General features: G+C 71.5%; 15 protein-coding genes and 1 tRNA gene. 7 read left to right on the top strand and 9 right to left on the bottom strand.

Features of this window, described 5'->3' with window-relative positions:
* The first annotated feature begins 14 nt into the window (after nucleotides 1-14).
* Entirely contained in the window at nucleotides 15-2,087 is a 2,073-nt protein-coding gene (locus tag AC1PME_RS08470) for a GGDEF/EAL domain-containing response regulator (RefSeq protein ID WP_481097856.1), read from the top strand.
* 95 nt (nucleotides 2,088-2,182) lie between these two features.
* On the opposite strand, the gene htpX is transcribed toward AC1PME_RS08470, so the two are convergent.
* Nucleotides 2,183-3,067: a protease HtpX gene (gene htpX, locus AC1PME_RS08465; protein WP_254461153.1), complete on the bottom strand. Its 885-nt coding sequence runs from the start codon at nucleotides 3,065-3,067 to the stop codon at nucleotides 2,183-2,185.
* Nucleotides 3,068-3,171: 104 nt separating this feature from the next.
* On the opposite strand from htpX, the gene gluQRS reads away from it, so the two are divergent.
* From gluQRS to phaR, 3 genes are all read left to right on the top strand, one after another.
* Nucleotides 3,172-4,098: a tRNA glutamyl-Q(34) synthetase GluQRS gene (gene gluQRS, locus AC1PME_RS08460; protein WP_481097855.1), complete on the top strand. Its 927-nt coding sequence runs from the start codon at nucleotides 3,172-3,174 to the stop codon at nucleotides 4,096-4,098.
* A gap of 59 nt (nucleotides 4,099-4,157) precedes the next feature.
* On the top strand, nucleotides 4,158-4,898 hold the full coding sequence (gene phbB, locus AC1PME_RS08455) for a beta-ketoacyl-ACP reductase (protein ID WP_254461151.1): 741 nt from the start codon (nucleotides 4,158-4,160) through the stop codon (nucleotides 4,896-4,898).
* A gap of 210 nt (nucleotides 4,899-5,108) precedes the next feature.
* Nucleotides 5,109-5,621: a polyhydroxyalkanoate synthesis repressor PhaR gene (gene phaR / locus AC1PME_RS08450; RefSeq protein ID WP_254461150.1), complete on the top strand. Its 513-nt coding sequence runs from the start codon at nucleotides 5,109-5,111 to the stop codon at nucleotides 5,619-5,621.
* Nucleotides 5,622-5,918: 297 nt separating this feature from the next.
* On the opposite strand, the gene AC1PME_RS08445 is transcribed toward phaR, so the two are convergent.
* The 6 genes from AC1PME_RS08445 to AC1PME_RS08420 all read right to left on the bottom strand — a co-directional run bounded on the left by AC1PME_RS08445 (nucleotide 5,919) and on the right by AC1PME_RS08420 (nucleotide 13,473).
* Nucleotides 5,919-6,896 carry a TraB/GumN family protein gene (locus AC1PME_RS08445; protein WP_481097854.1) on the bottom strand — a complete coding sequence of 326 codons (978 nt, stop codon included), beginning with the start codon at nucleotides 6,894-6,896 and terminating at the stop codon, nucleotides 5,919-5,921.
* A gap of 13 nt (nucleotides 6,897-6,909) precedes the next feature.
* On the bottom strand, nucleotides 6,910-7,839 hold the full coding sequence (locus AC1PME_RS08440; RefSeq protein ID WP_481097853.1) for a DUF1684 domain-containing protein: 930 nt from the start codon (nucleotides 7,837-7,839) through the stop codon (nucleotides 6,910-6,912).
* Nucleotides 7,839-9,713, bottom strand: coding sequence for a DNA mismatch repair endonuclease MutL (gene mutL / locus AC1PME_RS08435; protein ID WP_481097852.1), 1,875 nt, complete (start codon nucleotides 9,711-9,713; stop codon nucleotides 7,839-7,841). The genes AC1PME_RS08440 and mutL overlap by 1 nt, the downstream gene beginning before the upstream one ends.
* A 134-nt stretch (nucleotides 9,714-9,847) precedes the next feature.
* Nucleotides 9,848-11,425 (bottom strand): N-acetylmuramoyl-L-alanine amidase, encoded by a 1,578-nt coding sequence (locus AC1PME_RS08430; protein ID WP_307549873.1) that lies wholly within the window; start codon nucleotides 11,423-11,425, stop codon nucleotides 9,848-9,850.
* Nucleotides 11,426-11,506: 81 nt separating this feature from the next.
* The gene (gene tsaE, locus AC1PME_RS08425) at nucleotides 11,507-11,989 is read right to left on the bottom strand and encodes a tRNA (adenosine(37)-N6)-threonylcarbamoyltransferase complex ATPase subunit type 1 TsaE (protein ID WP_254461145.1); all 483 of its coding nucleotides are present in this window, start codon (nucleotides 11,987-11,989) and stop codon (nucleotides 11,507-11,509) included.
* Nucleotides 11,986-13,473, bottom strand: a complete 1,488-nt coding sequence (locus AC1PME_RS08420) for an NAD(P)H-hydrate dehydratase (RefSeq protein WP_254461144.1) — start codon at nucleotides 13,471-13,473, stop codon at nucleotides 11,986-11,988. Before AC1PME_RS08420 ends, tsaE begins: the two co-directional genes overlap by 4 nt.
* A gap of 23 nt (nucleotides 13,474-13,496) precedes the next feature.
* Here AC1PME_RS08420 and queG point away from each other — a divergent pair, with 23 nt between their 5' ends.
* From queG to AC1PME_RS08405, 3 genes are read left to right on the top strand one after another with little or no spacing between them, the layout of a single operon-like run.
* Nucleotides 13,497-14,624 carry a tRNA epoxyqueuosine(34) reductase QueG gene (gene queG, locus AC1PME_RS08415; RefSeq protein WP_481097851.1) on the top strand — a complete coding sequence of 376 codons (1,128 nt, stop codon included), beginning with the start codon at nucleotides 13,497-13,499 and terminating at the stop codon, nucleotides 14,622-14,624.
* Nucleotides 14,625-14,650: 26 nt separating this feature from the next.
* Nucleotides 14,651-15,991, top strand: coding sequence for an exodeoxyribonuclease VII large subunit (gene xseA / locus AC1PME_RS08410; RefSeq protein ID WP_481097850.1), 1,341 nt, complete (start codon nucleotides 14,651-14,653; stop codon nucleotides 15,989-15,991).
* Between the two features lie 29 nt (nucleotides 15,992-16,020).
* The gene (locus AC1PME_RS08405) at nucleotides 16,021-16,410 is read left to right on the top strand and encodes a hypothetical protein (protein WP_481097849.1); all 390 of its coding nucleotides are present in this window, start codon (nucleotides 16,021-16,023) and stop codon (nucleotides 16,408-16,410) included.
* A 234-nt stretch (nucleotides 16,411-16,644) separates the two neighbouring features.
* Here the strand turns inward: AC1PME_RS08405 and AC1PME_RS08400 are convergent, their stop codons facing one another.
* Together AC1PME_RS08400 and AC1PME_RS08395 are read right to left on the bottom strand one after the other, a co-directional pair.
* A complete protein-coding gene (locus tag AC1PME_RS08400; protein ID WP_481097848.1) occupies nucleotides 16,645-17,190 on the bottom strand; it encodes a lipocalin family protein in 546 nt (181 codons plus the stop codon).
* A gap of 698 nt (nucleotides 17,191-17,888) precedes the next feature.
* Nucleotides 17,889-17,964: transfer RNA gene (locus tag AC1PME_RS08395), tRNA-Phe, on the bottom strand.
* Nucleotides 17,965-18,088 lie beyond the last annotated feature (124 nt).

Raw genomic sequence — 18,088 nt, 5'->3', positions numbered from 1 at the left:
CCCCGGGAGGCTTCATGCAGACAGGCAAAGACATCACCCTCCGCCTGATGATCGTCGACGACAGCGGCGAAGACGCCGAGGCGATCGTCAGCAGCCTGCGCAACAGCGGTATCGCCGTGCGTCCGTCGCGGCCGCAGCACGCCGAGGAGCTGGCGGCCATGCTCGCTTCGCAGCCGATCGACCTGGTCCTCAGCGCGCAGGCCCAGTCGATCCCGCTGCCGCAGGTGCTGCAGCGGGTGGCGGCCAGCGGCAAGGACATCCCGGTGATCGTGCTGGCCGAGCGCATCGAGGAGCAGGAATGGCTGGAGGCGGTGGCCGGCGGCGCGCGCGCGATCGCGCTGCGGCGGCGCCCCGAGCACCTGCTGGCGGTGGTGCGCACCACCTGGGCCGACCTGCAGGCGCGGCGCGGCCTGCGCCGGATCGAAGCGCAGATGCGCGAGACCGAGCGCCGCTGCGACGCGCTGATCGCCTCCTCGCGCGACCCGATCGCCTACATCCACGAAGGCATGCACATCCGTGCCAACGACGCCTACCTGGAGATGTTCGGGTTCGACTCGTTCGACGACGTCGAGGGCGTGTCGCTGCTGGACATGGTCGCCCCGCAGCACGTGGAAGGCTTCAAGCAGTTGCTGAAGTCGCTGGGCAAGGGCGAGCCGCCGCCGGCGCAGTACCAGGTGGACGCGCGCACCCTGGAAGGCGAGAGCTTCCCGGCGACGATGGAGTTCGCCACCGCCAGCTACGAGGGCGAAGCCTGCGTGCAGGTGGTGTTCCGCCGCCGCGAGGAATTCGACCCGGAGCTGGCGCGCGAGGTCGAGGACCTGCGCCAGCGCGACCAGGTCACCGGCCTGCTCAACCGCCCGACCTTCATGCTGGCGCTGGAGACCGCCGTGGCCCACGTCGGCCGCGGCGAGGGCCAGTACGGCTTCCTGCTGGTCGAGCCGGACCACTACGCGCGGCTGCTGGCCGACATCGGCCTGGACTCGGCCGACGCGCTGGTCGCGGCGCTGGCCCAGCACCTGGCCGCGGCCATCGACGGCGACGTGCAGGCGGCACGCTTCGGCGAACACAACTTCGCGCTGCTGCTGGAAGGCGACTACGCGCGCACCGCGGCGCTGGCCGAACGCCTGCTGCAGGCCTACGCCAGCCAGGTGTTCAGCGTCGGCGAACGCTCGGCCACGGTCACCGTCAGCATCGGCGGCGTGCAGATCGGCGAGAAGATCGCCAGCGTCGGCCAGGTCCTGGCCCGCGCCAGCGAGAACGTGCAGACGACCGTGGAACTGGGCGGCAACGCCTGCAAGATCTTCGACCCGGGTGCGGCCGACCGGCTCGAGGAGGAGCGCGTGCAGCGCTGGGTCCAGCACCTGCGCGAGGCCCTGGCCGGCGACGGCTTCCTGCTGCACTACCAGCCGGTGCTGAACATGCAGGGCGAACCACACGAGCTGTACGAGGCCTACCTGCGCCTGGAGCGCAACGACGAACTGATCGGCCCGTCGACCTTCCTCGGCATCGCCGCCGAGCACGGCCTGACCGCCGAGATCGACCGCTGGGTGGTCGCCCGTGCGATCGCGGTGATCGGCGAGCGCCAGCGCGCCGGCCATGCCACCAGCCTGATGGTCAAGGTCAGCCCGGAGGCCTTCGCCGACAGCCAGATGGTCGACCTGATCCGGCGCGAACTGGCGGCGCATGGCGTGCCCGGCGAGCGCCTGTGGCTGCAGACGCCGGAGGCCAAGGTGTTCACCCACCTGCGCAATGCGCAGCAGTTCCTCGCCGACGCCACCGCGCTGGGCTGCAAGGTCGGCCTGGAACAGTTCGGCTCGGGCCTGGACTCGTTCCAGCTGCTGGCGCACTTCCAGCCCGCGTTCCTGAAGCTGGACCGGGGCTTCACCCAGGATCTGACCCAGACCCGCGAACACCAGGACAAGATCCGCGAGATCACCGCACGCGCGCAATCGGCCGGCATCCGCACCATCGCCGAGTTCGTCTCCGACGCGACCTCGATGAGCCTGCTGTTCAGCGCCGGCGTCGATTACGTGCAGGGCGAGTTCGTCGGCCTGGCGACGCCGGCGATGACGTTCGATTTTGCCTGAGGGGCCGGGATTCGGGAGTGGGAAGTGGGAGTGGCACAAAGCGCCGGCCGGCGCAGCCTGCGCTGCGCCGGCCGGCGTCTCGCTCCCGCGCTGGCTCAGCTGACCGTCGCGTTGACCTGCGCGGCGCGCAGGGTGGCGATGCGCTCGGCCAGCGGCGGGTGGCTCATGAACAGCTTGCGCAGGCCCTGGCCCAGGCCGCCGGCGATGCCGAAGGCCTGCACCTGCGCCGGCAGCGTGCTCTGCCCGTGGTTGAGTTCCAGCCGCTGCAGCGCCGCGATCATCTTGCCGCGACCGGCCAGGCTGGCGCCGCCGGCGTCGGCGCGGAACTCGCGGTAGCGCGAGAACCACATGGCGATCATCGTCGCGAACAGGCCGAACACCAGTTCCAGCACCATCACGATCGCGTAGTAGGCCAGGCCGCGACGGCCGTCGCGGTTGCCCGACAGGTAACTGTCCACCACGCCGCCGACCACCCGCGCCAGCACGATCACGAAGGTGTTGAGCACGCCCTGCAGCAGCGCCATGGTCACCATGTCGCCGTTGGCGATGTGGCTGATCTCGTGGCCCAGCACCGCCTCGGCCTCGTCCTCGGTCATGTTCTGCAGCAGGCCGGTGGAGACCGCGACCAGCGCGTTGTTGCGGTTGGCGCCGGTGGCGAAGGCGTTGATCTCCGGGCCGTCGTACACGGCGACCTCGGGCATGCCGATGCCGGCGGCCTGCGCCTGGCGCTGCACGGTCTGCAGCAGCCAGCGCTCGGTGTGGTTGCGCGGCTCGGTGATGACCTGCGCGCCGGTGGCGCGCTTGGCCATGAACTTGGACAGCAGCAGCGAGACCAGCGAGCCGCCGAAGCCGAAGATCGCGGCCATCACCAGCAGACCGCCCATCTGGTTCGGATTGACCCCGAACACCGACATGACAATGCCGGCCAGCACCAGCACCGCCAGGTTGGTGATGAGGAACAGGACGATGCGATTGAACATGTGAGCGTGGGCTCCGCACGAAGAATGATGGAGGGATTGGCTCGAATCTGCGGTGTCGGCCGCTTGAATTCAAGCGCGTACCTGACCGAGGATTCAGCTTGTCCATGTCCCCGCCTCTCTACCGCGGCCGTTTCGCGCCTTCGCCCACCGGCCCGCTGCACCTGGGTTCGCTGCTCGCCGCCTTCGGTAGCTGGCTGCTCGCGCGCCACGCCGGCGGCGAATGGCTGCTGCGCATCGAGGACGTGGACCGCCCGCGCAGCGTGCCCGGCGCCGCCGAGCGGCAGTTGGCCAGCCTGCGCGCCTGCGGCCTGGAGGCCGACGGCCCGATGCTGCGGCAGAGCGAGCGCGACCCGGTCTACCGCGACGCGGCGCACCGGCTGCTGCAGGCCGGCCTCGCCTTCCCCTGCCATTGCAGCCGCAGTGCGCTGGCGGCGCAGGGCGGCGTGCACCATGCCTGCGTCGCCACCGCGCCGCGTGCGCAGCCGGCCATCCGCCTGCGCGTGCCGCCCGGCACGGCCAGCGTGATCGCCTTCCACGACGGCCTGCGCGGGCGGCTGAGCCAGGACGTCCACGCCGAGGTCGGCGATGTGGTGCTGCTGCGCGCCGACGGCTGCTGGGCCTACCAGTTGGCGGTGGTGGTCGACGATGCCGCGCAAGGCGTCACCGACGTGGTGCGCGGCGCCGACCTGCTGGATTCCACGCCGCGGCAGATCCTGCTGCAGCGCGCGCTGGGCCTGCCGACGCCGCGCTACCTGCACCTGCCGCTGCTGCTGGGCGCCGACGGCCGCAAGCTGTCCAAGTCGCATGCGGCGCTGCCGCTGGACGATGCCGACCCGCTGCCGGCGCTGCGCCTGGCCTGGGCGACGCTGGGCCAGCCGCCCGCGGCGTTGGCCGGGGCCGGTTCGGTGTCGGCGCTGCTGGCCGCCGCGCTGCGCGCCTTCGACCCGTCGCGGCTGTCCATGCAGGACCGAGGCGTGGACGATGCGGCGCAGGTCGCGGCCGCTATCCCCAGCGACACCCAGGCTGACTAGAATCGGACCCTTGGCCGCGCCGCGGCCCCCTTTCCTTATCTTTATCCGGAGCAACATCCATGACATCACGCGTTGCGCTGGTCACCGGCGGCACCGGCGGCATCGGAACCGCGATCTGCGAGCGGCTGGCCGCCCAGGGCCACCGCGTGGCCAGCAACTACCGCGACGAGGCCAAGGCCCTGGCCTGGCAGCAGCGCATGCGCGAGCGCGGCCATGACGTCGCCATCGTCCCCGGCGACGTCGCCTCGCCCGAGTACGCGCAGGCCCTGGTCCGCGAGGTCGAACGCCAGCTCGGCCCGGTCGAGATCCTGGTCAACAACGCCGGCATCACCCGCGACACCACCTTCCACAAGATGACCGCCGAGCAGTGGCACGAGGTCATCAACACCAACCTCAACTCGGTGTTCAACGTCACCCGCCCGGTGATCGAAGGCATGCGCCAGCAGCGCTGGGGCCGGGTCATCCAGATCAGCTCGATCAACGGCCTCAAGGGCCAGTACGGCCAGGCCAACTACGCCGCGGCCAAGGCCGGCATGCACGGCTTCACCATTTCGCTGGCGCGCGAGAACGCCAGCTACGGCATCACCGTCAACACGGTCTCGCCCGGCTACGTCGCCACCGACATGGTGATGGCGGTGCCCGAGGAGGTCCGCGCCAAGATCGCTGCCGACATCCCCACCGGGCGCCTCGGCAAGCCGGAGGAGATCGCCTACGCCGTGGCGTTCCTGGTCGCCGAGGAAGCCGCATGGATCACCGGCTCGAACCTGGACATCAACGGCGGCCACCACATGGGCTGGTGAGCGGCTGAATCGGTCAGCCGGCGGCGCTGGGCGCGCGGTAACGCCGCCCGCGATCGGCCCATCAAGGCCCGTGCGGCGACCGGCGCCGGGCCGCGAATGCTGCGCAGCATAAATTTTTTGCTGCACCCCCCTGTTCAGGCGGCAACGGCGGTTGCAAGCCCTGCTGCGCTGCGCCATGCTGCGCGCCTACCGTCACAGAGCGACCGCTTCATGGCTGAGATCCGCATCATCAAGAAGTATCCCAATCGCCGCCTCTACGACACCGAGATCTCCAGTTACATCACCATCGAAGACGTCCGCCAGCTGATCATCGACGGCGAGGAATTCGAAGTCCGCGACGCCAAGACCGGCGAAGACCTCAGCCGTGCGGTGCTGCTGCAGATCATCGCCGACCAGGAACAGGACGGCGAACCGATGCTGTCCACCCAGTTGCTCAGCCAGATCATCCGCTTCTACGGCGACTCGCTGCAGGGCTTCATGGGCAACTACCTGGAGCGCAGCATGCAGGTGTTCCTCGACCAGCAGCAGCAGTTCCGCCAGCAGATGGGCAATCTGCTGGGGCAGACCCCGTGGACCATGATGAACCAGCTCACCGAGCGCAACCTGGAGCTGTGGCAGGAGTTCCAGCGCAACCTCGGCGCCGGCTTCGGCCGCCCGGCCGGCGGCGCGGGCAAGCCCGGCGAACCGCCGGCCGGCGCCACGCCGAAATCGCGTCCGCGCTGAGCCGCGCGACCGCGCAGGGTTCGGCGGGGCGCTTCGCGCCTTACCCTCACCCCAACCCCTCTCCCGGCGGGAGAGGGGCTATGGCGTTTCCCTTCTCCCGCCGGGAGAAGGTGCCCCGCAGGGGCGGATGAGGGTCGGGCAAAGCCGCGCAGACTCGCGTCGGCGGGGCGCTTCGCGCCCTCCCCTCACCCAAACCCCTCTCCCGCTGAAAGAGGGGCTATGGCGTTTTCCTTCTCCCGCCGGGAGAAGGTGCCCCGCAGGGGCGGATGAGGCTCGGGCGCAGCCGCGCAGACCTGCTCAGCGCGACCTTGCCGGCTTGCAGCTCGCGCAGATCCGCTCGACCTTGTAGCCGCGCGCGCGCAGGCCCTCGACCACCCCGTCCGGCCCCAGTAGGTGCAGTGCCCCGACCACCACCAGGGTGTCGCCGCCGCCGTCCTTCAGGCGCTGCTCCAGGCGCGGCAGCCAGGCCTGGTTGCGCTCCACGTAGATGCGCTGGTACAGCCGCGGATAGTCGCGCTTCATCTGCGCGCCGATCTCCTGCCACAGTTGGCGCTCGTCGCCGCGGCGCCAGGCGTCGTGCAGGCGCAGGGTCTGCGCCGCGCCCTGCTCGGCATCGTCCAGCGCCTCGGTGAGCATCTGCTTCTGCTCCACCGGGTCCATGCCGTCGAGCAAGTCGATCTGCGCCTGCGCCGTCTCCAGGCCTTCGGCGGTCTTGCCGTCCTGCAGGGCCAGGGTCATGAAGTGGCGGTCCAGCCCGGCATCGGCCTGCAGGCCCTGCGCCTTCATGTCGGCGATGCTGATGCTGAGGCCGACGAACCACGGCTCGAAACCGCTCATCTGCGCCAGCGGCAGGCCGTGCCCGGCGGCATAGCGGCGCAGCCGCTCCCAGGTCGCCGGGTCCAGGTCGTCCTGCAGCCGCTTGCCGTCATGGCGCTGTGCCGCCTGCAGCATCTGTGCGCCCAGCTGCGGCGCGTCCACGTCCTTCGGCGCCAGTTCGAACAGCAGCCGCGGCGAGGCCGCATAGGCCGCATCGACCTCGCGCGCCAGCGGATAGTCGTCGGCCTTGAGCATGTGGAACGAACCCAGCAGGTACAGCGCCCCGCGCGGGCCGCTGACCTTCCACAACAACGGCGTGGGCGGCGCCACGGCGGGCGCAGCGGCGGGTGCGACAGGCGTCGCGGCCACCGGCGGCGGCGTGCGGGCCAGTGCCGGCAGCACCAGACACAGCGACAGGCCCAGCAGCAGGCGGCGCAACGGGCGCGGGAACGGGGTCATCGGTTTCCTCGGTTCAATGGGCGGCGGCGTAGGTCTTCTCGCCGGCGTCCACCGCCAGGTCGAGGCGATTCTCCGGCGGCGGCAGCGGACAGGTCGCGAACGGGGTGAACGCGCACGGCGGGTCGTAGGCGCGGTTGAAATCCAGCACCACGCTGCCGTCGGCGGCGGGCGCGTCCACGTCCAGGAAGCGTCCGGCCGGGTAGCTGCCGTGGCCGCTGGTGCGGTCGGCGAACACCACGAACAGCGGCTGGCCGGGTTCGCCGATGGCCTGCAGGCGGTAGCGCTTGCCGCCGCGCTCGAACTCCAGGGCACCGGGATTGGGCGATGGCGTGGTGACGCCGATGATGTCGACGATGGGCAGGGTGGTGCCGGGCGGATTGGGCACGAAGCGGCCGCGCACGCGCCAGGACTCGGCCAGCGGCCAGTACGGCACGCCGGTGAAGCCGCGCCGGGTCGGCGCATCGGCGTGCTTGACCCGCAAGGCGTAGCGACCGCCGCGCTCGATCAGGCTGAGCTTGCCCTTGCCGTCGTCGAAGTCGACGACCGTCGGCTGCGGGTCGTGGTCGCTGTACAGGCGGATGCGCCCCTGCACCGGCGCGCCGGCGACGCTCAGTCCGACGCCACGCTCCGGGGTCAGGTACACCTCGCGCTGCACCTGCGACACCAGCGCCATCCGCGCCGGCCCCACCGCCAGGCGGATGCCGCTGTCCGCGCCGCTGCCGATGTAGTGCTCCTTCAGTTCCAGCCAGTGCAGGCCGACCAGGCTGGTCCAGCCGTCCGGCGCCTGCAGCTCGCGCTGGCGCTGCGCGCGCCAGGCCTGTTCGTCGGCCACGAACCGCGCGTCCGGCGCTGTCGGCGCGGCCGGTGCCGGCGCCTGCTTGCCGCATCCCACCAAGGCGACAAGCGCCGCCAGCAGCGCCGTCGTCCAGATCCGCTTGTCCATCATCGCCCCCGCAAGAACCAACGATCGATTTCGCCCAGGGTGAACCGCGCCCAGGTCGGACGCCCATGATTGCACTGGCCGGAGCGCTCGGTGGCTTCCATGTCGCGCAGCAAGGCGTTCATTTCCGGCACGGTGAGGCGGCGATTGGCGCGTACCGCGCCGTGGCAGGCCATCGTCGACAGCAGCGCATCGCGGGCGCCGGCGACGCGGCCGCTGTGGCCGTGTTCGCGCAGGTCGGTGAGCACGTCGCGCAGCAAGGCCTCCGGCTCGGCCTGCGCCAGCAGCGCCGGGATGCTGCGCACGTGCAGCGACTGCGGCCCGCTGCGGGTGACCTCGAAGCCGAGCGCGGCCAGCGTCTCCGCCTCGCGTTCGGCGGTGTCGGCATCGCGTTCGCCGACCGCCAGGGTGATCGGCACCAGCAGCGGCTGCGCATGCAGGCCGATGCCGTCGTGCGCGGTCTTCAAGCGCTCGTAGCCGATGCGTTCGTGCGCAGCGTGCATGTCGACCACGATCAGGCCGTCGGCGTTCTCGGCCAGGATGTAGATGCCGTGCAATTGCGCGATGGCGTAGCCCAGCGGCGGCACGCCGCTGTCGGCGGCGGTGGGCGGCAGGCCGCCGGCCGGATCCTGGGTCTGCCGCGGCAGGCCGGCGACGGTGCCCGGCTCCGCAGGCGCGGCATACAGCGCCGCGTACGCGGCCGGCGCCTCTTCCACGCGCAAGCCCAGCGGCGATTGCGCCGGGCGCCATTGCGCGCCGTACCCGTAGCCTTGTCCGCCGCCACCCGCGCCGCTGCCGCCATTCGACGCGCCTGCGGCCACCCAGCCAGGGGCGCCCGCGGCCGGCGGTAACGCGTCGGCACCCAGCGCGCTGGGCAGGCTGCCGGCGCGGGTCTGCGCCAACGCGTCCTGCAGCGTGCGGTAGACGAAATCGTGGATCAGCCGCGCGTCGCGGAAGCGCACCTCATGCTTGGCCGGATGCACGTTGACGTCCACCCGCGACGGTTCCAGTTCCAGGAACAGCACATAGGCCGGCTGCCGGCCATGGAACAGCACGTCGCCATAGGCCATCTTCACCGCGTGGGCGACGCTGCGGTCGCGCACCGAGCGGCCGTTGACGTAGAGATACTGCTGGTCGGCGCTGGCGCGCGAGTAATGCGGCTGCGCGATCCAGCCATGCAGGCGCAGGCCGGCACCGCTGTGGTCCACCCGCAGCGCCTGCCGCGCGAAGTCCTCGCCCAGGGTTTCGCCCAGGCGCGCGTCCGAGTACAGATCGCCCGGCTTGTAGCGCCGCGACGGCTTGCCGTTGTGCGCAACGCGCAGCTCCACGTCCGGGCGCGCCAGCGCCAGCGAACGCAGCCACTCTTCGATGTGGCCCAGTTCGGTGCGTTCGGCGCGCAGGAACTTGCGCCGCGCCGGCACGTTGTAGAACAGCTCGCGGACCTCGACCAGGGTGCCCGGCGGCAGCGCGCGCGGCTGCACCTCGCCGACCTTGCCGCCTTCGACCTGCAGGGCCGCGCCGTGTTCGTCGCCGGCGCGGCGCGAGGCCAGGGTGAAGCGGCTGACCGAAGCGATCGACGGCAGCGCCTCGCCGCGGAAACCCAGCGTACCCACCGATTCCAGGTCGTCCAGCGAGGCGATCTTGCTGGTCGCATGCCGCGACACCGCCAGCGGCAGTTCCTCGGGCGCGATGCCGCCGCCGTCGTCGCGGATGCGGATCAGGCGCACGCCGCCTTCTTCCAGATCGATGTCGACGCGGCGCGCGCCGGCGTCCAGCGCGTTCTCCACCAGTTCCTTGACCACCGAGGCCGGACGCTCGACCACTTCGCCGGCGGCGATCTGGTTGATCAGGATCTCGGGCAGCTGACGGATGCTCATGCGGTCGCGGCCCCATGCACGCGCAGGCGCACGCCGGTCGTGGCGACGAAAGGAGGACGACAGCAGGGAAAGGACATCGGCACGGCTCGCGGCGCGGACGCCGTCATCGAGGATCAGCCGTTAATGATAGCGTCTCAGCGACTGCCGCCGGCCACGGTGCCGGCCGCCGCTTCCGCCTCGGCCTGCGCGCGCGCGGCGAACAGCGTGCCCGGCGGCGGCTGCCGGGTGAAGAAGGTGCTGACGCCGTCGAGCACGGCGCTGGCGATGCGGCGCTGGTAGGCCGGATCGGTCAGCCGGCGCTCCTCGTCCGGGTTGGAGATGAAGGCGGTCTCGACCAGCATCGCCGGCATGTCCGAGGTGCGCAGCACCGCGAAGTTGGCGCGCTCGATCTCCGGCTTGTGGTTGTTGCCGATCCGCTTGAGCCCGCCCAGCACGTGCCCGGCCGCGTCTTCGGAGGCCTTCATGTGGCCGCTCTGGGCCAGGTCCAGCAACACGTTGGCCAGGGTGCTGTCGGTCTTCTGCAGGCGCACGCCGCCGATCAGGTCGGCCGCGTTTTCCTTGTCCGCCAGCCAGCGCGCGCGCTGCGAGGAGGCGCCCTTGGTCGACAGCACGTACACCGAGGAGCCGGTCGCGCTGCGGTTCTCGGCCGCATCGGCATGGATCGAGATGAAGATGTCGGCCTTGGCCGCGCGCGCCTTCTGCGCGCGCATCGGCAACGGAATGAACACGTCGGTGGTGCGGGTCATGTAGGCCTTCATGCCCGGCGTGGCGTTGATCTGGCGCGCCAGTTCGCGGCCGATGGCCAAGGTCACGTCCTTCTCGTGCTTGCCGGTCGGGCCGCTGGCGCCGGGATCCTGGCCGCCATGGCCCGGATCGATGGCCACGATCAGCGGACGCATGCCCGGCGCCATCTTCACCCGCGCCGCCGCGCTGGGCATCACCGGCCGCGCTTCGGCGGCAGCGGCGACCGCCGCGTCGTCCGCGTCGTCACGCTCGGAGCTCTCGTTCGCCGGCGGCGCGACCGGCGCGGGCGTCGGCGGCGGCACCACCACACCCGGCATGGGACGGCCGGATCCCGCCGCGACCGCGGTCGGCGCGGCCGCCACGACGGTCGGTGCGGCCGCGGCGGGCGGCGGCGGCGGAGCCGGCGCGGGCTGGCTGGCGCGCTGCACCACCGACGAGGTCAACGCCGCGGTCGCGCGCGCCGCTTCGGCCCGCGCATCCACTGGCGGCCTGGGCACCGGCACTGGCGCGGCCTGGGGCAGCGCGGCCGCGGCTGCCGGCGCGTCGCCGGCCACCGCCCTGCCCGCCGGCGCCTCGCCCGGCCACTCGATCACCAGCACCGAACTGCCGCCAATGGTCTGCATCTGCGGCTTGAACGCCACCACCGGGCTGCTCAGATCGAACACGATGCGCAAGGTGCCCGGTACCGGATGCCCGGTGCGCACGGCGCTGACCACGCCGCCGCCGGCCGGCAGCTTCAGCCCCTTGACCGCGGACGACTCGGGAAGATCCACCACAAGACGATTGGGATTGGCCAGCGACAGCGTGCTGAAGCCGCCACTGCCCTGCAGGCGGATCTCCGCGCGGGTGCCGGTGGCGCCGTTATCCAGAGAGACCGACTGCACCTGACCGGCGAACGCCGCCTGCGCCGCCAGGCACCAGCCTGCGGCGGCGGCGAAACTGGCGAAAAAACGGGTCCCCGGGCGCATGAACGCGATTCAAACATCGACGGGGGCCAAAGGCAAGCGGTTTTCCCTTAATAATCCATAACCTGCCTTCACTTCCTAGCGTCAGCCGGCAAAAAGTCCCTGCAAGTCGGCCTGTTCGGCCATCCGTGCCAACCAGGCGGCGCCGACCTCGGTGCGCGCCTGCAGGACGACGCTGCGCCCGTGCGCGCGCACTGCCAGTCGCACGTCCAGATCGGCCGGCGCCAGCACGTCGCCGCCGCGCTCGGGCCATTCCACCAGCCACAGCGTGGCCCCGCCCTCGTCCAGCCCCAGGAAATCCAGCTCGCCGGCCGCGCCGATGCGGTACAGATCCAGGTGCCAGGCCTCGCCATCGGCCAGCGGATAGCGCTCCACCAGGGTATAGGTGGGGCTGCGGATCGCGCCCTGCACCCCGAGCGCGCGCAGCAGCGCCCGCGCCAGGGTCGATTTGCCGGCGCCCAGGTCCCCGTGCAGATGCACCGAGGCCTGTGCCGGGCGGGTCGCGGCCAGTGCGCGACCGAGGCGTTCGGTGGCCTCGCTGTCGGGCAGGAACAAGGCCATGCTCATGGTGTGGATTCCGGATTGGACAGGCGCCGCAGCGCCGGCAACAGGTCGGTGGGCAGCAGCCCGCGCTGGCCCGCGGCGGCGGCGCGGTCGCCGGCGCCGGCATGCAGCAACGCGCCGACGCTGGCCGCCTCGAACGCCGCCAGGCCTTGCGCGCGCAGCGCCGCGACCACCCCGGTCAGCAGATCGCCCATGCCGCCGACCGCCATGCCCGGATTGCCGGCGGCGATCACCCGCGGCGTTTGCCCCGGCGCGGCGACCAGGCTGCCGGCGCCTTTCAGCACCACCGCGGCCTGGTAGCGGTCGGCCAATGCCGCGGCGGCCGCGAAGCGATCGCGCTGCACCTGGGCGGTGGAGAGGCCGAGCAGGCGCCCGGCCTCGCCCGGATGCGGGGTCAACACCGCCTGCGGTACGGCCCGCGGCGCCTGCGCGAGCAGGTTCAAGGCATCGGCATCCAGCACCAGCGCGCGCTCCGCGTCGGCCAGCACCGCCTGCCACAGCGCCTGCGCCCAGGCATCCTGGCCCAGCCCGGGGCCGAGCGCGACCACGTCGGCCTTGCGCAGCAACGGCGCCAGCGCCGCCGCATCGTCGACCGCATGCACCATCGCCTCCGGACAGCGCGCCAGCAGCGGCGCCACGTGCACGCCGCGGGTCGCCACGCTGACCAGGCCGGCCCCGCTGCGCAGGGCCGATTCGGCACCGAGCATCACCGCGCCGCCGCTGCCGAGGTTGCCGCCGACGCACAGCACATGGCCGGAATCGCCCTTGTGGCTGTCCTGCCGGCGCGGCGCCAGACGGCTGCGCAAGGCGCCGACGGTCCAGGCCTGCGCACGCGGCGCACAGCCGGCGAACGCCGCCGACGGCACCTCCAGCGTCGCCAAGGCGCGCTCGCCGACATGATTCAACGCCGCACCGGTATGCAGCCCGGCGTGGGCGACGATGAACTGCAGGGTCAGCGTCGCCGGCAGGACCGCGCCGGGCACGCTGCCGGATTCGGCGTCGACGCCGCTGGGCACGTCCAGCGCCAGCACCGGCGCACCGAGCCCGCCCAACGCGCCGAACAGTGCCGCCAGTTCGGCATCCGGCGCGCGATTGAGCCCGATCCCGAGCAGCGCATCCACCACCACGTCGGCCGGCGCCAGCGCCGCGTCGAATTCCTCGATGCGGCCGCCCACGCCGATGTAGTCGGTGCAGGCGCGCTGCGCCAGCGGCGATTGCGGCCCGCGCCCAGGCAACTGCAGCACGCGCACCTGGCGCCCGGCGCGGTGCGCCAGCCGCGCCAGCACGTAGCCATCGCCGCCGTTGTTGCCGCTGCCGCAGGCCACCAGGATGCGCTGCGCCTGCGGCCAGCGCTGCAACAGCGTCTGCCAGGCGGCCTGGCCGGCGCGCTGCATCAGCGTGTAGCCGTCGCCGCCGAGCAGCGCGGTGGCCTGCGCATCGATGCGGCGCGCGGCCGCGGTGGCGTGGAGATCGAAACAGTCGTACATGCACGGGATTCTATACTTGCGCGATGTCCGCCCGCCTCGCCATCGCCGATCCCCACGCCGCCGCCGCGCGCATCCGCGCGCTCGCGCGCACGTTCGGCTTCCAGCGCTGCGGCATCGCCGGGATCGAGCTGCAGCAGGACGAGGCGCATCTGCGCGACTGGCTGGAACAGGGCCTGTACGGCACGATGCACTGGATGGCGCAGCACGGCGACAAGCGTTCCCGCCCGGCGGAGTTGATTCCGGGCACGCTGCGGGTGATCTCGGTCGGGCTGGACTACGGCCGCAACGACGACGATTCGGCCTGGGACACGCTGCGCGACGGCGAGCGCGCCTACGTCGCGCGCTACGCGCTGGGCCGCGATTACCACAAGCTGATGCGCAACCGCCTGCAGAAGCTGGCCGAGCGCATCCAGCGGGAGATCGGCCCGTTCGGCCACCGCGTGTTCGTCGACTCCGCGCCGGTGCTCGAACGCGCCCTGGCGCGCGATGCCGGCCTGGGCTGGATCGGCAAGCACACCTGCCTGATCGACCGCAACGGCGGCTCCTGGTTCTTCCTCGGCGAGATCTACGTCGACCTGCCGCTGCCGATCGATCCGCCGGCCAGCGCGCACTGCGGCACCTGCACGCGCTGCATCGACGTCTGCCCGACCCAGGCGATCGTCGCGCCGTACCGGCTCGATGCGCGCCGCTGCATCGCCTACCTGACCATCGAGCACGACGGCGCGATTCCCGAAGAACTGCGTCCGGCGATCGGCAACCGCATCTTCGGCTGCGACGATTGCCAGCTGATCTGCCCCTGGAACAAGTTCGCCAAGCGCAGCGACGAACCGGACTTCCGCGCCCGCAACGACCTGGACAAGGCCACGCTGGCGCAGCTGTTCGCCTGGGAAGAAGACGAGTTCCTGCGCCGTACCGAAGGCAGCGCGATCCGCCGCAGCGGACACGAACGCTGGCTGCGCAATCTGGCGGTGGCGCTGGGCAACGCGCCGACCACGCCGCAGGTGCTGGCCGCGCTCGACGCGCGCGCGCAGCATCCTTCGCCGCTGGTGCGCGAACACGTGCAATGGGCGCTGGCCCGGCATGCGGACACGTCGGCCCACACGCCGGTTGTGCCTTCGCGGCCGGCGGCGCCTGCCGACGTGCGAGGATAGGCGCCCGTACGCCCTGCACTGCCCGCATGTCCGATCGCGCCGACCAGATCCTCAGCCCCAGCCAGCTCAACACGCTGGCCCGCGACCTGCTGGAAAGCACGTTTCCGCTGGCCTGGGTGGAAGGCGAACTGGGCAACGTCACGCGCCCGTCCTCCGGCCATCTGTACTTCACCCTGAAGGACGCCCGCGCGCAGGTGCGCTGCGCGATGTTCAAGCCCAAGAGCCAATGGCTGCGGTTCGTGCCGCGCGAAGGCCTGCGGGTGCTGGCGCGCGGGCGCCTGACCCTGTACGAGGCGCGCGGCGACTACCAGTTGGTGCTGGACCACCTGGAAGAAGCCGGCGAAGGCGCCTTGCGCCGCGCGTTCGAGGAACTCAAGGCCAGGCTCGCCGCCGAAGGCCTGTTCGCCAGCGAACGCAAGCGCGCCCTGCCCGGCTTCGTGCGCCGCCTGGCGGTCATCACCTCGCCCAGCGGCGCCGCCGTGCGCGACGTGCTGAGCGTGCTCGGCCGGCGCATGCCGCTGCTGCAGGTGGACATCCTGCCGAGCCTGGTCCAGGGCGACAGCGCCGCGGCGCAGATCGCCGCATTGCTGCGCCAGGCCGATGCCAGCGGCCGCTACGACGCGATCCTGCTGACCCGCGGCGGCGGCTCGCTGGAAGACCTGTGGGCGTTCAACGACGAGCGGCTGGCACGCACCATCGCCGCCGCGACCACCCCTGTCGTGTCGGCGGTCGGCCACGAGACCGACGTGACCCTGGCCGATTTCGCTGCCGACCTGCGTGCGCCGACGCCGTCGGTCGCCGCCGAATTGCTGGTCCCGGACCAGCGCGATCTCGGCGCACGCCTGCGCGCCCAGCACGCGGCGCTATTGCGCTGGCAGCAGCATCGGCTGCGGCAAGCCCAGCAACGCGCCGATCGCGCCCTGCTGCGTCTGCAGGCGCAGAGTCCGCAAGCGCGCCTGCAGTTGCTGCAGCGCCGCCAGCACGAGATCGGACGGCGGTTGGAGGCCGCGTGGCGGCAACAGCAGGAACGTCGCCAGGCGCAGCTGCGCCATGCCGCCGCGGTGCTGCGCGCCGCGCAACCGCAACGACGGCTGGCACTGCTGCGGGTACGCCTGCTGGCGTTGGGCCGGCGCCCGCAGGCGGCGATGGCGCGGCAATTGCAAGCCGATGCGCAGCGCCTGCGCGCGCTGGCGCGCGCCCTGGAGACGGTCAGCCCACTGGCCACCGTGGCACGCGGCTACAGCATCCTGACCCGCGCCGACGACGGCAGCGTGGTCCGCTCGGCGGCGCAGGTCGCGCCCGGCGATCGCCTGCGCGCACGCCTGGCCGACGGCGAGCTGCACCTGCGCGCCGAGCGCGCAGAGTGACCTTTCCACCCGCATCATCCTCGCCGCCCATGACCGACGACAACCTCCACGAAGAAAGGATCAAGGCGATCCTGCAGGGCATGCGCCGCGCCGAACGGCGCCGGGCCGAGCGGCGCGCCGACAGCAGCGACCTGCTGTCGCTGATCGACGGCGCCGCCTATGGCGCACCGGAGGACGCGCAACGCGCGCTCGCCTGGCTGGCGCACGACGGCACCCTGGCGCACCTGAACCAGGCCGACCTGCTCAATGTCGGCGAAACCATCTGCGTGGCGTGGAACGGCTGCGGCAGCGATCTGGCGGCGCTGTCGCACTGGATGCGGGAGATGCGCCTGGCCGATGGCCGCAGCGCACTGCAGACGCTGCGCGACGGCGACAGCGCGCAACTGCTGGCGGCGGCACGGGCGACGTTTCCCGACTGACGCCGATCGGCTCCGCCGCCTGGCGCACGCATTGATCCACCAGGCGCTGCGCTGGCGTCCGCAATGCGCTGGCAGATTGCCGTCACGCGCGGCGTTCTACCGCACCGGCGATCGCCGGCGAAGCGGCCGACCGGCAGTTCTCGCCCAGTTGCCTAGCCAGCGCTCGGTCGTCAGGGCCCATCGCCCGTGCGGCGCTGGGCCTGCACGCCAAGGCACCCTGCGGCGGCGCTGCACTCAATCCAGCGGCGCGACCACCAGCAGCGGATCGAGGTCGTACCCCATCGCCACCGCCTTGGCCTTGATCGCCTCGAACACGCTGCGCTGCATGCGCGGCGAGCGCGACAGCACCCACAGGTACTTGCGCCCGGGTTCGCCGATCAGCGCCCATTGATAGTCCGGATCCAGCGCGATCACCCAGTAGTCGGCCCATACAAACGGCACCCACCCCAGCCAGTCCGGCGCGAAGCGCACCTGCAGCCGTCCGGGATGGCCTTCCACCCGCCGTGCCACGCCCTCGGCCACCAGCAGGTCGCCGCCGGCGGTGCGGCAGGCGTTGCGCACGCCGATCTGGCCGTCGTCGCGCAACACATAGGCCGCGGTGACGTCGCCGACGCATTTCCTCTGGAAGGAGACCGGAAGGTGCGCGATCTCGTGCCACTGCCCGGCATAGCGGCCGAGATCGAACTCGGCCACCGAACTCACCGGCTGCGCGGCGCGCAGTGGCGATGCGAGGCACAACAGGCATGCCAACAACAGCAGCGCGATCGGCGAAAGGCGCATGCGCAGGTTCCGACGGACGGGAAGCAGCAGCTTATGCAGGAGCTGCGCAGCGATGTAAAGCGCCGCGGCACACGCCCGCGGCGATGGCGCCGCGGATCATTGGCTGAGATCGGCCATGGCCTGCGGATCGGACTGGCCGGCGCAGCACCACTCGTTCGACCAGCCCGTCGCTGCAGATACGTATTGACCAGCACGCACTCTGCGCCGACCTGTTCGATATAGGGCGCATCGGCACCGGAGTTGCCCTGTTCGCCCGCATGCTCGGCCCCGTCGACGGGGGCGGCCACACCACGGCTGGCCATGGCCCACCGCAGCGCCACGCTGCCGTATCGCCATCCGAATCCGCTGGTCATTGGCCGATCCCCCCGATCGCCCGCCCCTGTAATTACGACAGGCGATGCCTTCGATTGAGCGGGATCCACCGAAAAACCGTGAACCGGCTGCACTTGTTTACCAGCGTGGACACACTTCTTCACACGCGACCGGCGCAGGCGATCGCCGTCGCATACGACACGACGGCAACGCGCATGCGGAAGTCTGCATAGCACCACAAGTCGGCACGCACGCCGGATGGCGACGGCCGTGGCCGTTCGCATGGCAGGATCGCCCGGCCAGCCCCGCGTCACGACGCTCTATAGGGGCTGCGAAACTTAGCGGCAAAAGAAAAGGGCCTGCATTGCTGCAAGCCCTGAAAGAAATGGTGGCCGAGGACGGAATCGAACCGCCGACACGGGGATTTTCAATCCCCTGCTCTACCAACTGAGCTACTCGGCCACTGCGCAACGCGGCAGTACCGGTGCGAGGACGCGCATCATAACGAGGTGATCGGGATTGGGCAAGCGCAATGTTGCAGAATTTTCCTACGGCCCGACGCGGCATGCGCCGACTGCGCCCGCCC

Source organism: Xanthomonas sp. NCPPB 901 (assembly GCF_056725085.1).
The sequence above is the reverse complement of the archived record's forward strand: the minus strand, read 5'-3'. Positions and strand labels throughout refer to the sequence as shown.